This window comes from Paenibacillus sp. N3.4 (assembly GCF_008017805.1).
Lineage (GTDB): Bacteria > Bacillota > Bacilli > Paenibacillales > NBRC-103111 > Paenibacillus_E.
Window position 1 is genome coordinate 74,294 of sequence record NZ_VRTT01000004.1, and the last position, 15,528, is coordinate 89,821.

12 protein-coding genes and 1 pseudogene are annotated in these 15,528 nt (G+C 42.6%); 11 read left to right on the top strand and 2 right to left on the bottom strand.

The window, feature by feature from the left end; genetic code table 11:
* Positions 1–73: 73 nt before the first annotated feature.
* The 10 genes from FU659_RS03880 to FU659_RS03925 are packed head-to-tail and all read left to right on the top strand — an operon-like array spanning position 74 to position 10,442.
* On the top strand, positions 74–1,192 hold the full coding sequence (locus FU659_RS03880; protein ID WP_147946347.1) for a nucleotide-binding protein: 1,119 nt from the start codon (positions 74–76) through the stop codon (positions 1,190–1,192).
* Positions 1,189–2,451: a TadA family conjugal transfer-associated ATPase gene (locus FU659_RS03885; RefSeq protein WP_147946348.1), complete on the top strand. Its 1,263-nt coding sequence runs from the start codon at positions 1,189–1,191 to the stop codon at positions 2,449–2,451. The genes FU659_RS03880 and FU659_RS03885 overlap by 4 nt, the downstream gene beginning before the upstream one ends.
* Positions 2,452–2,462: 11 nt before the next feature.
* On the top strand, positions 2,463–3,326 hold the full coding sequence (locus FU659_RS03890) for a type II secretion system F family protein (protein WP_147946349.1): 864 nt from the start codon (positions 2,463–2,465) through the stop codon (positions 3,324–3,326).
* Positions 3,327–3,328: 2 nt separating this feature from the next.
* Entirely contained in the window at positions 3,329–4,198 is an 870-nt protein-coding gene (locus FU659_RS03895) for a type II secretion system F family protein (RefSeq protein WP_147946350.1), read from the top strand.
* A gap of 16 nt (positions 4,199–4,214) precedes the next feature.
* Positions 4,215–4,442, top strand: a complete 228-nt coding sequence (locus tag FU659_RS03900) for a Flp1 family type IVb pilin (protein WP_147946351.1) — start codon at positions 4,215–4,217, stop codon at positions 4,440–4,442.
* On the top strand, positions 4,432–5,439 hold the full coding sequence (locus FU659_RS03905; protein ID WP_222708474.1) for a TadE family protein: 1,008 nt from the start codon (positions 4,432–4,434) through the stop codon (positions 5,437–5,439). The genes FU659_RS03900 and FU659_RS03905 overlap by 11 nt, the downstream gene beginning before the upstream one ends.
* Positions 5,440–5,453: 14 nt before the next feature.
* Entirely contained in the window at positions 5,454–7,721 is a 2,268-nt protein-coding gene (locus FU659_RS03910) for a hypothetical protein (RefSeq protein ID WP_147946353.1), read from the top strand.
* 17 nt (positions 7,722–7,738) lie between these two features.
* The gene (locus FU659_RS03915) at positions 7,739–8,404 is read left to right on the top strand and encodes a TadE/TadG family type IV pilus assembly protein (RefSeq protein ID WP_147946354.1); all 666 of its coding nucleotides are present in this window, start codon (positions 7,739–7,741) and stop codon (positions 8,402–8,404) included.
* Positions 8,405–8,429: 25 nt separating this feature from the next.
* Positions 8,430–8,942, top strand: coding sequence for an A24 family peptidase (locus tag FU659_RS03920; protein WP_147946355.1), 513 nt, complete (start codon positions 8,430–8,432; stop codon positions 8,940–8,942).
* Between the two features lie 12 nt (positions 8,943–8,954).
* Complete coding sequence (locus FU659_RS03925) at positions 8,955–10,442, top strand: DUF6382 domain-containing protein (RefSeq protein ID WP_147946356.1); 1,488 nt, start codon at positions 8,955–8,957, stop codon at positions 10,440–10,442.
* Positions 10,443–10,681: 239 nt separating this feature from the next.
* Here FU659_RS03925 and FU659_RS03930 read toward each other — a convergent pair whose 3' ends face one another.
* Both FU659_RS03930 and FU659_RS03935 read right to left on the bottom strand, forming a co-directional pair.
* Complete coding sequence (locus tag FU659_RS03930; RefSeq protein ID WP_147946357.1) at positions 10,682–12,082, bottom strand: sensor histidine kinase; 1,401 nt, start codon at positions 12,080–12,082, stop codon at positions 10,682–10,684.
* Positions 12,075–12,722, bottom strand: coding sequence for a response regulator transcription factor (locus FU659_RS03935; protein ID WP_147946358.1), 648 nt, complete (start codon positions 12,720–12,722; stop codon positions 12,075–12,077). The genes FU659_RS03930 and FU659_RS03935 overlap by 8 nt, the downstream gene beginning before the upstream one ends.
* 205 nt (positions 12,723–12,927) lie before the next feature.
* Here FU659_RS03935 and FU659_RS38695 point away from each other — a divergent pair.
* Positions 12,928–15,266, top strand: a pseudogene (locus tag FU659_RS38695) (glycoside hydrolase).
* Positions 15,267–15,528 lie beyond the last annotated feature (262 nt).

Consider the following 15,528-nt stretch of genomic DNA (forward strand, 5'->3'; position numbering starts at 1 on the left):
CAGTTTGGTGTTAATCGGAAGCGGCATCTATATCCAATTATTTTGAGAAGAAAGTAAAGCAAAGGAGGATTTAATGGGTAAAATTCAGCTTTATGTATTAGACAATGATCTCGATTACTCGGAAAGGTTGGCTGCTTTCATTCGAACTTCTGAGTACGCGGAGAACATACAGGTAAGGCTTTTTTCAACATTGGAGCTTTTGCTGCAATTACTTGAAAGTAGTCCTTCAGAGGGCGTACTGCTGCTATCAGAGACCTATTTTCCAGAACTGATGAACCATAGATCAACCTTATGCAAGATGGTATTAAGTGAAACGATAGCCAATTCGAGAGAAATGGAGACGAAAATTCCATTTTTGTATCGGTTTCAATCGCTGCATCAATTGCTATCCCGCCTTCAAGCTTTTTACTTAGAAAAGCATCAATATCCGGTGTTTCCAACAACAGAGAATCGAACTCAGATTATTTCTGTCTACAGCAGTGTAGGAAATAGCGGCAAATCCATGACAGCCATTCATATGGCGAAGCAGCTATCCTTTCGCGGTAAGCGTGTATTTTATTTAAGCCTAGAATCTGTCAGCTCGGCATCGCTATGGCTGGAAGGAGATTCTGGTCGGTTTTCACAGCTTTTATATTATTTAAAAAGATCACCTGATTTACTCGGTCCGAAACTTCAACTCCTGAAGTCGCAGGATCTCAAGCTGCGATTGGATTATTTAACACCTAACGATCAAATTCGGGAAATGCAAGAGATGAATGGAGAAAATGTTCGTTTACTTATGGAATCGTTGTTATCACTTCAGATGTATGACTATATCATTGTCGATTTGGAGGCCTCCGTTCATCCCAGAATCGTGAAATCGCTTGAACTTAGCGACCATATCATTTGGATTGTTCTGGATGATTTGAATGATTTGTATAAAACGCAAGCTATGCGTAAACAAATGGGCTCCATGCAAAAAGTCCACTTCGTTTTGAATAAATATACAGGAAAACAAGCAAATGATTTTTCCACGCTTAATAATGAAATTGCATACAAGCTTCCATACATTCCTGAATGGAAAATAGTAAGCTCATCTGATCAGATTTGGCAATCCCTCCTATTTTCTGAACAAACGTATGACTTGTTCAAATTGTTAATTCAAGGGAAAGATTATCCCTCTGCCTTCACAGAAGGAGCTGCTGCTTCATGAATCAGCAATTGTTTCTTGAATTAAAGCAGCAAATTAAGGAGCGTCTAGATCTTTCTAGTACGGTTAGTGATAACCAGCTTATTGAACTGATCGAAGAGGTAGTCTTTCGTATATCCGCAGAGCAAAGTTGGGTATCTAGTGACATACAAGAAGCGGTTAAGCGAATTTTTAACTCCTTTCGAGGACTGGATGTGCTTCAACCGTTATTGGACGATCCAACAGTAACAGAGATTATGGTTAATGGTCATGACGTTATTTTTTATGAAAGAAAGGGAGCAATTGAACGTTATCCGTACACATTGGAGAGCGATGAGAAACTTGAAGATCTGATCCAGATGATCGTTTCAAAAGTAAATCGGATCGTGAATCAAGCAACGCCGATTGTTGATGCGCGCCTGCAGGATGGTTCAAGAGTGAATATTGTGCTCCCACCGGCCTCACTAAGCGGTCCAACATTGACGATTCGTAAATTTCCTGAAAAGCCTATATTGATGTCGGATTTGATTCAAATGGAGAGTATATCGGTGGAAGCTGCGGAACTGTTGAAGATTATGGTGGAATCAGGTTACAACGTTTTTATTGGCGGTGGAACAGGATCGGGAAAAACGACATTTCTGAATGCTTTAGGTGCATGGATACCCTCTCATGAGCGTGTAATTACGATTGAGGATTCTGCTGAGCTGCAAATTCAGACTGTACCCAACCTTGTTCGGATGGAGACGCGAAATGCGAATACAGAAGGGAAAGGCGAGATTACGATTCGGGATCTCATTCGTGCATCACTGCGTATGCGGCCTAATCGCATTATTGTTGGGGAAGTGCGCGGAGCTGAGGCTATTGATATGTTGGCTGCAATGAATACCGGACATGACGGAAGCCTCAGCACAGGGCATGCCAACACGTCGATAGACATGCTGAGCAGGCTAGAGACAATGGTTCTTGGTGCAGCTCCTTTGCCGGTAGAAGTAATTCGGAAGCAAATTGCATCCGCATTAGATATCATGGTCCACCTGAGCAGAATTCGTGATCGTACCCGCAAAGTAACGGAGATCCACGAAGTCATAGGCGTAAAGGATGGAGAGGTGCAGCTTCATCCATTATTCCTCTTTGAGGAAAGCGGTGAAACGGCAGCGTGCAAGGTTGTTGGGAAGCTGATATATACAGGGAATCGATTGCACAATATGCACAAAATTCAAATGGCCGGTAAGAAGCTGCCTGCTTGGTTTGCGAACACAAAGAAAGAACGTGAAGTCGGATGACGCTTTTCTTCATGCTTCTTTTTATCGGGGCATCCAGTTGGTTCTTACTCGTCTATGTAGAAAAAAGGAAAGGAAGTGGAGGTCATAAAGGTTCTAAACAAAAGATACAGAAACAGCCTTCTGTCATTAATCAACTCGTTGATTATGATGATTATCAGCTTACCTCCAAAGAAAAGATAACCGCAATTTGTATGCTGGCCTTACCTGCCTTCATCATTGGTTTCATTTTTTATAAAAGCTTCTTCCTTGCATTCATTTTCAGTATGATTGGCTTTTTATTCCCTCGAATTCGTCAGCAACAGCTTATCCAATTACGCAAAAATAAATTGCACATCCAGTTTAAACAAGCATTGAGCTGTTTATCTTCTTCTATGACAGCCGGAAAATCTATCGAAACAGCATTTAGAGAAGCTTTGGACGATTTGAAAGTGCTTTATCCTGATCCTGCTTGTTTAATTGTAGTCGAGTTTAGTGTGATTTGTCGAAAAATAGAGAACGGAGAACAGATCGAGTCTGCACTGAAAAATTTTGCCGACCGTTCCCATCTAGAGGATGTGAAAAGCTTTACGGATGTGTTCCTTACTTGTAAACGGACAGGCGGCAACCTCGTGGATGTCATGAAGCGGACCGCATCAGTCATTGGAGAAAAGCTTGAAATAACCCAAGATATTTCGGTCATGGTTGCGCAGAAACGTTTTGAATCCAGAGTGCTTTTGTTTGCTCCAATAATTATCGTGGCAGTGTTAGCCTTTTCTTCACCTGATTACATGGAACCGTTGTACTCAGGGCGAGGCATATTGATTATGACTGCGGCTTTGCTGCTGCTCGCAGCTTGCTATGCGCTCACTCAAAAAATCATGAATATCAAGGTGTAAACATGTGGATCACTATTGTATTTATTAGCGAAGTCCTTTCTTGTCTGATTATCTATTTCTATGGAAACAGAACGTATGCCACTTTGTTGAAGGATCATGACTATCCTTTTCAAATGAAACTGCTTCTGCCCTTCAGTTATGTTTTGGTAGATAAGCTGCAGCTTATGGATAAAATGCCTGATTTTACAGCAAGAATCCATTATAAACTGCTAACACTTTATGGAAGAAGCTTCGCGACATTTAATTCGAAAATGTTTTTCGCTGAATTACTTTCCGCTTCAACCTTTTGTTTACTAATTTGTACACTGCTATCCGTACTGGCAGGCGGAGATAGCACTCTTTTCGCACTTGGCATGCTCGCTATATTAGCGGTTCCTGCATTAATGGCTCGTGATCTGGACACGAAAATCCGTAAGAAACAACAGCTTATGATTCTTGAGTTACCAGAAGTACTGAGTACAATCGTGCTGCTCGTGAACGCAGGGGAAACAGTCAATCGTGCATGGGTACATTGTGTTAATGCCCGACCGCATAAAGCTCATACACCTCTTTACAAAGAGTTAGCTCAAGCCGTTCATGAGCTGGAGATGAACATTTCCTTTTCAAAAGTCATGGACGACTTCAGCAAACGATGTGCACTGCATGAGGTGTCGCTGTTTACTTCGACTCTCATGCTGAACTATAAGCGCGGGGGCAGCGATTTTGTAATCGCTCTGCAGTCTCTATCACTTGATCTCTGGCAAAGAAGAAAGTCAGTATCCCGAACACTAGGTGAAGAGGCATCTTCTAAGCTTGTCTTCCCTATGGTGCTTATATTCATTGTCGTTATGGTCATCGTCGCCGCGCCTGCCTTACTAATAATGAATCAATAAATGGAGGAATAATGCAATGAAGATGACGATAAACGGGCTTAAAAAATTCTGGCAGGATGAAGAAGGATTAGGAACATTGGAAATATTATTGATCGTCGCAGTATTGGTAGCTATAGCGATCATTTTCAGAAAGTGGATCGTGTCGTGGTTTCAAAAACTGATAGGTGATGCCAATTCAGATTTAAAAGACAACAGCGCTGTTGCTCCTTGTGCGCCTAGTCCGACTACAAGCTGTGCGCCGTAACCGCAGAGCGGCGGGCTTTCAATCGAATGAGCAGGGAAGTTTCACGCTTGAAGCCTCCCTTGTATTTCCAATGATCTTATTATGTACGATCACACTGCTTTTTGTAGGAATGTATGTGTATCAAAAAGCATATGTGCAGCACGTCGCCAGAACGATGGCAGAACGATTGGCTTTCACTTGGGACAACAGTCATAAAGACCTGGCAACTGGCAATTTCGATCCTAGCAAAACGGATGGTTTATATTGGCGGCTTACACACGATCATGTGACGGATTTGTTTGGATTGCTATTATCTGTTGGCACATCGGAAGTCGCTATCCCAACAGGTGTTGCCAAGGATCAAGTCGGGAGTAAACTGGCAAAAACGTCGTCTTATCTGCCCAAAGGAATGACGGGTACAGCTAAGTACTCCAACTTACTTTTGGATCACCGGGTTGAGGTTAAATTGAACAAGCCTTTTTTCTCTCCCCCCTGGCTACGAAAATGGTTTGATGCTGAGAAGTCGGATGGTCAAGCCATCTCACATGTGGTTGAACCTGTTGAAATGATACGTTTAACCGACATTACTCGAACGTATTTTAAGGCAATAAAAGATCGGATTTCTCCTCAAAAGGCTAAAGAAGCATTGATAGAACCCCTTCAAAATGATCTTTCCGGACCAAGTGTGACAATCAAATCGGAGCGACAAGCAGCTTCATATTTAAGATCACTTGTTGGGGGAAGGGAAGTCATCTTGAAAACACCTTCGGGGAAGAGCAGAACGATAGATGCGCTCGATGCGAATGGGATAGCCCACCAAGCCTATTATAGTATGACAGAATCACAGCTCAGGAAGGAGCAAATGCCAAAGGATATTGAACTACTCGAACAAGGTGTACAAGTGAAGGGAATTGTGTGGCATTTTTTTAAGAAGGATCCTAGCGGAAAAGGTGTGATTTCTGATTCATTTCGTAAAGAACTAGAGCGTAACGGTATTGTAGTTGTGATACATAATTAGAAAGGGGGAAGTTTTTGGGCAAGTTCATGTATTCGGAAAAAGGCGCTGTATCCGTGTATCTCATATTAATTATCGTTCCCATTTTTTTATTTCAAGCCGTGCTCATCGATTTCGCAAGAATCAAGTTTGCTGAGAAGGAAACCGAGTCAGCCGTGAAGGCAGCAACGCGTTCAGTTTTGTCTGCTTACGATAACGAACTCCAGGCAATGGGACTCTATGGGCTTGGTATATCACAGGATAAAGCTAAAGACATATTTCGTGACGTTTTTGGTAATAACTTATCTGCTCACGTATCAGCAGGCGGATTTCATTATGTAGATACCAAGGCGTTAAATGAAAGTATTCGCCTTACACCTGTATATTCATTAGCTAGTCATGTGGTATTTCAACAACAAATTCTTGAAGATATGAAAATCAAAGCACCAATTGAATATACACTTGAACTTACAGATAAGTTTCGTAAAAGTGGAACGAACGTTCCTTTTCAACAAGGTTCACAGTTTTCGAAAGAAGGAGCCGAGTTAGAGAAGCTGCTTGAGCAGAGAGAAGGTGCGTTAGATGAAGCATGGTCATATAGCGAGGAACTGCATTTGAAAATATCGACCTATCATTCTTATTATCAAGCACGCATCACTGAATTAGATCGATTGGCATCCGAAATTGGCATTCATACCATCGAAGAAGTGAGGAGCCAACTAACTGCAGTTAAGGATCAATTGAAATCGATTCATGAATCTTTAAAAAATCTGGATATGACCTTAGCAGCGTTAAGCCAAGCTGGTCCTGAAGCTGCTGCCAGCATGCAATCGATATTCGCATCCAAACAAGTAATGAACGAACAGGCTCAAGCGCTTGTACAAAAGCAAAATGAATTCGAAAGATTATTGACCTTGATTATCCAATATGCAGCTTTAATTGCTGAAACTAAAGTTGAAGTTCCATTAAATCAAAAAACCGTCCAGAAATTACAACAAACCATTGAATCCTCGCTTCGGATCGCAAAACAAAAAAATGAAGAGATTAGGATAAAGCTGAACGGGATTCATACAAGCATGACCAACTCTGCGCCAGAAGTATATGAGGTTTTTCAAAGTGTAAACGTGATAGGGGATGATTATTTCTACACGTATCAAACATCCGTTGCAAGTATAACGTCGTTGTTCACAGCGTATCAAGAAGTCATCGACTCTATATACCTTTTCACCCCGGATCAGACAAATCGGGCCAATTTGGCTAATAATGCGTATGGGTCCTTATCTGACGAGTTTTATGGGAAACAAGGTGCATTAGAGAAAACGAGAATGGATAAGCATGCACATATAACGGCGAACAAACAAGAACAGAAAAACAAAATTCAAACTATCCTGGATCAAGCCAAACAAGCTATAGGTGGTTGTCAAATCACCGGAGATTTGAATTTCTACAGTCAGCTGCAAGGTGTTGGGGGACAAGGATTAGGAAATAAAGGCTTTTATCAAAAATATCGGGAAGTAAATGCGCAGGAAGCCATGATAGGTAATGAAGTCAACTATGATCTGGAGAAAGCGGAACCTGTAAGCTTGAACGCAATGAGTATGCTGGAAGCCTTCAATCAAGCGGCTACCTCGCTGCGTAATGAGGTTTATGTGAACGAGTTCGCCTTATCGAAATTTAATTACCGTACATATGGGATGGAAAAAGATGCATCAGGTCAATCACGCAAATCAAATGAGCTAATAGACCCGGGAAACCATATGTTACTGAACCAAGAGGTTGAATATTTACTGTACGGATTTTCGTCTTGTGGGGCCAATATGTCATCGGCTTACGCGGAGATGTTTTCTTTTCGAATGGCTATCCGCACATTAGAAGCGTTGTTGGACCCCAAAAAAGAGCTGCTTAATTTGGGTTCACCGCTGCTTGTTCTTTTAACTGCTGCTGCAGAGGGTTCTATGAAAGCTTTTCAAGATATGAATAAATTAATAAAAGGAGAAGCCGTGGAATTATCTGCCAAAATTACAACCGCAGCTCTAAGCCTGACATACAAGGATTATTTGCGAATATTTTTGCTATTGCATAGTAATAATACGAAATTACTGGCTAGAATGCAGGCGCTGATAGAATTGCAAACAGGTAAAGATTTAGTTCTTGAAACGACCTATATCCAAGGGAATGCGACGAGTGACGTTAGATTATGGTTTATTCCTCAGATGATGAAGGTGATCGAAGGAACTGGTCTACTAGGCTGTAAAGTTTATGGCAACCGATGTCAGCTCAAGAGTACGGCAGCGTATGCCTATTGAAAGGCAGGAGGCTGTTTATGTTAAAGAAGTTTTACAGAGAGCAGAGAGGAAGTATGGTTATGGAGGCATCGTTGCTGCTGCCATTCTTTTTGGCTTTTGTTTTTGGTCTCATTATTTGTATTCGAATGGCTATTCTTGAAATGGCCTTGCAAGCGGGTGTATCTGAAGCAGCTAAAACCATTTCTGGTCAATTATACCCGATTCGACTTCTTATCCAGGAAGCTAAAACCAAATATGAACAGAGCAGCGCATCGGAAATGATGAATTCGGCCATCGAGCGTGTACAAGCTGCTAGGGAAAAGGTGACAACTTCCGAAGATTTGGCGGATGAATACGCGGCTTATATTCCAGACCCTTTACTTGAGCTCATAAAATGGGAGAAAGAAAAACGGGAATATGTGGAAGGAAAAGGTCAGGAAGAATGGGATTCCGTATACGAGCTGCAGGTAAAACCGCGCATAATGGCAGCTTTTACGCCAGTTGTATATGAGTTTTGTGATAAGGCTGCCATTGGGAAAAACACATTCAAAGTGATCGCGGTAACATTACCTAGTATGGAAAACGGAGGCAGTGCCTACTTTAGTGTGGAAGCTCAGATTTCTTACAAGCTACCTATTCCTTTTATGAGTCAAACTCTGATTTTAAAAAAGAAAGCTTTTGAAAGGGCTTGGGTAGGCGCATGATATTGAAAAGGAGTGAAGGAATGTATTGATTCATTTCGTTTTATTTATAGTTATAGGAATTGCATTCATAACAGATGCTCGTAAATCTATGATCCCTAATCGACTAACCGTTTGTGGAACACTGGTTGGAATCATGTTTCACTCCGTGAATGAAGGGTGGAGCGGTTTTCTGTTTGCCTTCACAGGTGCTGCTGTCGGTTTTATTGCACTATTGTTTCTCTATATGATTGGAGCGTTAGGTGCAGGCGATGTGAAACTATTTACTTCCATCGGAGCGATTATGGGTATGGCCTTTGTTATACAAGCTATGTTTTATGCATTAATATTTGCTGGTGTGATAGGTCTCATATTGCTTCTGGTTCGTAAGCAGATGATGACAACCGGTCATAGACTAACCAACTGGTTTATTTGCCTCCTTGCAAGCCGCGATCTGGACAGTTTCTTACATATAAAACAACAAAAGAATTTGAAATTCCCATTTATGTATGCCGTTTTACCAGGTGCATGTATGGCATGGTACTATTCGTTTCTAGGATGAGAGGTGACAACAATGAACCAGGAAGTTTTTGGACTTCGATATGATTTCATATACCGATATGGTCATTATATGGAGCTAACGAAATCAGAAGGTTTGACCATGAACGATCTATCCGCCTTGCAGCTGCGTATGCTCGAGGCCAATCAAGTTCATCATCTGCTTCCTTTAGAAATAAAAGAGGTTGATTTTCGTGTTAGCCTTTTGTATAACTTATCAGCCAAGCGGATGCTGTCGCATGTACTGAAAGTTGAGGGGCTGACGATTCTTCAATTTACAAAGCTTCTATATGCTATCGTATGTACTGTCGATGAAGGTAAAAATTACATGCTATATGAAACTGGCTACGTGTTGAAGGATAACTTTATTTTCCTAGGTCACGATTGGTCTGATGTTTATTTAACCTATGTGCCTCTGGATTGTTGCCAGAATGAGAATTCTGTTCTTGTATCCCTAGAGGCGCTTGTGAATTATCTTGCGCTCAAAGTAAAAGAGGATGATAGAAATAGGGCAAGTTCATGGCTTCAGTCATTGTTCCAATCGCAGAGTTTGCTTGACTACAAAGGAGCTCTGCTTGCTCAGTTGAATGATAGGGAACTTATAAAAGAACAGTCACTGGAAATAGTTTCACAATTAAATAAGCAAGAAGTGGAGCCAACGATTCCGAAAGAAGTCCAATCTACTTTGCCAAAGGCTGTATGGGGCAACAAAATCAAAAACAACTCTTTCCAAGTAACTGAGTCAGTGGAAGCTGTAACCGATCCTCCAGACATTTCTGACTGCATCGATGAAAACCAGTTTCGTTCATTGACTTTTGTGCCGATAAAACAGCGTTCAATAAACATCGCACTTGCTGTTACTTTTTTGTTGTCCGCCTTTGTATGGCAAAATTATTTCACTTATCCCTCAACCGCGACTCTCCGAATTACGTGTGGACTCACATTGCTGTTTATAGACAGTTGGTTTGTGATTCGCTTTCTTGGGCTACCTACGTGGCAAACAAAAAAGAGAGCGCTGCACCCTATCCTTATCCCCTCAAAGATCGAACGAGAAATAACAGAAGGGGAACCTTCCGAACCTTCCAATCATTCCTTGAATATCCAAGAGCATTATAAGAATTTGCACATGCATACAACCCTGCTCAGCCGTGAAAAGCCTAATGCGACCATATTCCTCGGAAATAGGAATCGGCCGCAACCTCTAGGTGCTCGCTTGGAAAGGAAGTTAGGGGATACGACTCAATTGATCGTCTTAGAGCATGATCCTTTTACGATAGGAAGAGGAGATGCGGAAACGGAAGTAGATTATAGGTTGGAGGAAGCGGGAGTTTCCCGTTTACATGCAGAAATCGTTAAGAATGATGACGGATATGGGATAAAAGATGTAGGTTCGATGAACGGAACTTTGCTGAATGGAGAGTCCATGGTTGCCTATCAGTCTTACCCATTGAAAGATGGAGATGAGATTACTATTGTTCGTATAGCATTGATATTTCGCCTATGAGATCAGTACAAGGGAGAGGCAAAAACTCGGTTTCTATCTTGTTTTCAACTCTGCAAATCGGACAATTACATCGAAATGCTGGAAATACATATCATTTGGATTTTCTAGTTTAGTCAACCTTTTCGTAGTTAGTGCCTGCAGTTTCTAGTGCAGAAGTAGCTGGAACTTATATCACGCATGTGAAAAATCCTAAAAAACTTTCCAATTGCTATAATTATCGCAACTACAGAAACCCTTGCTTATGTAATTGGTTCAATTGCACGGCGATGCAAGGGTATGGAAAAATAGAAAGTGACTGTCCCTTCCTGCACTGTAAGGCCGTAGGAAGCGTTGTGGTTTTCCAAAACAGTTCGGGCAATGGATAAGCCGAGACCTGTGCCACTGAATTTTTTACTGCGAGAGCTTTCCATTACGTAGAAGGGTTCCCAGATCTGTTCCCACTTAGAATCCTCTTCAATGTCTGTATCATTTTTGATGCAGAAATGAACGGAATCCTCTTTCGTTTCTGTCGTTATACTAACTTGCTTACCGGTCGTATACTTCATCGCATTGGTAACCCAATTATGCAGGACAGACTCCAGCTTTTGCCGATCTGCCATCACCCATGCTTCTGTGAGCCGCTCATTCGTATTTATTTCTAGGCCATGCTGTTGGAAGACAATTCGATAAGCGTCTAGCGTCTCCGTCATCAGCTGCCGAAAATCGATAGGTTCAAATTGATAGGATACAACTTGCAGCCGAGACAGCTCCAACAACCTGTCGATCATGTCGGCCATTTCTTCGCTCTTCTGCCGAATCACACTGGCATAGGTGCCGTCATCCAAACCATCTTGCAACCCGGATGCATATACTTGAATTAACGATAGAGGTGTCTTTAGCTCGTGTGAGATATCTGCGATAAACGTTCGCAGGTTAGCATTTTTCGATTCCAGCAACTGATGCGACTCCTCCAATTTTTCACTCATCCGGTTGATGCTGTGCGCCAAAGTCTCGATTTCATCACCTGTCCGTATGTCCACCTGAGTGAACGACAAATTGGAAATTGCCTTGGCCGTCTCATTCAGCTTAGCAAGCGGTTTGACAATCCGAATTGTATACAATGAGGACAATAGGATAAGCAGGATCAGCATGCCGATCCAAATATACGCATTGAAATGGTTGACGATTTGGATCGTTTCTGCTGAATGGGAGATGGATTCACCTACCACGAAGACTGATCCGTCGACTGCTAGGAAATTGGCTAGAAAGCTGGACTTCAGCTTGGACTGATCATAAATTTTATTAACTTTTCCTCCTTTGCGCAGTATCGCAATACTATCCTCGGTTAACCAAAATTTGCTGAGAGTAATCCCCTTGCGGTTTAGCTGCATCAGCAATTCTTGGTTCAGGTTATCGACCGTATCAGACAAGGAAGCGTGCGCAATCGTGACCTGGTATTGCTCTTCAATATGTTCAATTCGTCCCAATAAGGGACTATACTCCATGGGCGCAAGTTCAGAGACCAACTCAGTCAGCTTATGCTTTTTCTGATACAAAAAATATTTGGGGAGAAAGTATGTGTTCACCGCAAACGAGAGGACAAATACAACACACAGCGCGGCAGCGATTCTAACAATCAGCTTTCTAGTCAGTCTACTCATCAGAAACCTCGAGACAATAACCCATTCCCCGATACGTCTTGATTCGATGTTCTCCTATTTTTTCCCGAAGCCTGCGAATATGGGTATCAACCGTCCGTTCTTCACCAAAATAGTCGAATCCCCAAACCTGATCTAGCAGCATTTTACGCGTGACGATCTGCCCTTTGTTGACAACTAAATATTTCATCAATTGAAACTCTTTGTGTGTTGCAAGCACATCCTCCCCGCCGCGATAAACCTTTTGGCCTTCCAGATCAATTGTCAGATCGCCGATTGATATCTTCGCGGAAAGCTGCAGCAATTTTTTTGCACGAAGGATCAGAATACGAGGATCGAACGGTTTGCGAACGTAATCATCTGCACCTGACTTCAATGCAAGGAACTCGTCTTCTGGACTTCCCTTAGCCGTCAGCAGCAGAACCTTCGTCCTGCTGGTTTTCTTGATTTCTTGGCAAATCTCGACACCGCTGCGCTTCGGCATCATCCAATCCATAATCGCCAAATCTATATGATTGTTATAGAAGTGATCCAGCGCCTCCTCACCATCCTGTGCTAAGAGTGTCTGGAAACCTTCTTTTAAGAAATAGGCATTTAAAATTTGCAACATAAGCGGCTCATCGTCTGCCAGCAGCAGGTTCATATTCGCACCTCCTTTATGAGTAGTGTTGTAGTTTAATGACACAAGCCCATTCTAATATAATATCCTTTTGTTACACCAATATGAAAAGTCTGGTCGCATCTTCGGGTTTTTAAAAGCGCTAGGAGTTTCTTCGTTTTGGCACATTCCTGTAACAATACTTCCCTACAATGAGTGTTGTGTTTAAAAAAATGTTGGAGGAATACAAATGAACAAACGAATTGCTTGTATTTGCGCTGTCAGTCTTATAACCGTCGTATTAACCGGCTGTCGAGACGGCACAATGACTCAACCATTGACAACGAAGATGCAGCAAACAGAAGCGGCTGTACAATCTGTAGGTGAACCTTTTGATTTCGAAGTAGATCCAGAGACCTTTACCCTCATGATTATCAAAGACGGTGTTCGCGTACCAGCTTCAATTTCACTGCCTAAGACGCCAGTAACCAACTTGATCAAGAGCAAAGATTCGGTCCAATGGACATATCCGGGACAAGTTAGCGTCAGTATCGTAAAGAAAACCGATTATCTCGACATTCGCTTGAATTCTTTAGGTGCCGAGCAGTTCCAATGGCCATCCGTAAAAGCAGACAGCTACATGCTTCCCCTTGGCGAGGGGAAAGTAATTCCGGCTGGAGACGCGAACTGGCGAACATTCTTGAAGGATACGGACTACACCTGGAGCGAATCGTTCTCCATGGATTTCTTCGCTTTGCATGCCAATCCATTCTCTATCGTCTACGTGGTGACGAATAAGTTCAACGACGAGGTTCATTTCGATACGTCAGAGTCTGTGCAGTTTCAATTTACACATGCATTCCCTTCCATTAATACAGACAAAAGCTACGGTTTCCGCCTGTATGTAACCGGCAATGATCCGCAGGACGTCGTTCGACCCTACAAAAGTTATGTTAAGGAGAACGGGAATTACGTTACGCTGGAGGAGAAAGCTAAAGACAACCCGAATATCAGAAAACTGTATGGAGCGCCGCAGATCTATCTGTGGAGTGAGTCTATTCTTACGGACGCCGATGTAATTTGGCCAAAACTCCGAGCGTTACTGCCGAGCTCACTCGGCCCTTGGTTGGTTCAGCTTCTCTCTGGCACGGACGACGGTAGTGGCGAGTTCGCGCAGGTTCTAAAGCAAATCTCAAAGCAAGACTATATGGACAAGTATCAAAAAAAGGCCGTTCTCAATGCATTGAATCAGGGAATGAAGATGAAGGGCTTCTATTCTCCTTCTGTATTCCCAAATCCGGGCAATGAGGGGCAAAAGCTCATCGATCTGGGAATCGATAACCTAAGCGAGGAAAAGCTTTACGATTTGAATAAGTTACTGCTCAAAAGTGTGCTCCAAGACGTCGTAACTGCACTATCGGAGTGGGGACAATCGGATTCTACGGACCTAATTAAGGATATGAGCAGCTCCGGTATCAAGAACGCGTGGATTGGCCTTCCCAATTGGGCAGATGGATTGATGAATCCCCAAATGGTAAACAAAGCGAATCAAGTTGGCTATCTCATCGCCCCTTACGATTCCTATCACTCCATTCAGCAAACAGCGGACATCTCTTGGAACACGGCATTCTTCCCTGACTCTTCTCTATTTGAAAATTCGACGATCACACGTAAGGATGGAACTAAAGTTTCCGGATTTCTGCAGAGAGGACTTAAACTGAATCCTACCTTGGCGATGCCGAGCGTGGAAAAGCGTGTGGCGGGCATTCTTCAGGATGGAATTGGCTTCAACTCCTGGTTCGTGGATTGTGACGCGACAGGAGAAATTTATGACGACTACTCTCCGGCTCATCCTACGACGCAGCAGCAGGATCTGAAGGCCCGGATGGAACGGCTTAGCTATTTCGCCAAGGAAAAGAAGATGGTGGTAGGCTCGGAAGGAGGCAATGACTACGCAAGCGGCGTGATCGCCTTTGCTCATGGAATTGAGAGCCCGATTATTGCCTGGGGAGATCCTGATATGCGAAAAAATAAAGATAGCCAATATTATGTGGGCGGCTATTATTCTCCGAACGGTATTCCCGACAAATACAGCAAAGCAGTGCCCATCAAACCGCTGTATGAGAAGGTCTATAGCGATCCGACGTATTCGCTCCCTTTATACAAACTCGTCTACAACGACGCGATCATTACGACGAATCATTGGGAGTGGGGAAGCTATAAAATTAAAGGAGAAGAAGCTGACAGAATGCTTTACGGGCTTTTGTACAACGTTCCGCCTCTGTATCATTGAACCGTGAGACTTGGGAAAAAGAGAAAGCGAGTATCGTCGATTATTTGAAGGTATGGTCCCCCTTCAACCAGCAGGCCGTTTCTAGGCAGATGAGCCGATTCACCATTCTGACGGACGACAGGCTCGTTCAAAGTGCGAAGTATGGAGACGATCTAAAAGTCGTTGCTAATTTCTCCGATCATGAGGTGACGGTGGACGGCGAAGTTTTCCCAGCCAAATCGGCAGTCCTTTATGAAGGTAAGCAACGCCTGATTTTCGACGCAGCGGCCAACGTCAAGCTCCTTCCTAAGGAATGAATCAGCTATAAGCTACTTGTGATTGATGATTCATAAATCTATCAAAAGCAAATATTTTCACATGTAAGAACGATAGAAATAATGAAAAAACAACCTTAACTTTCTTCGGAAATTAAGGTTGTTTTTTGAGTTTCCAAGTGTGTTCATATAAATGTATAAACCACACCACATCGTTTTTGCCTGTTTGGGCAGGCTTATTTAGCAAGAAAAGTTAAATGAATGCGCTTACTACTGTATTTTAGCTATTTCCTGTCACGCATAA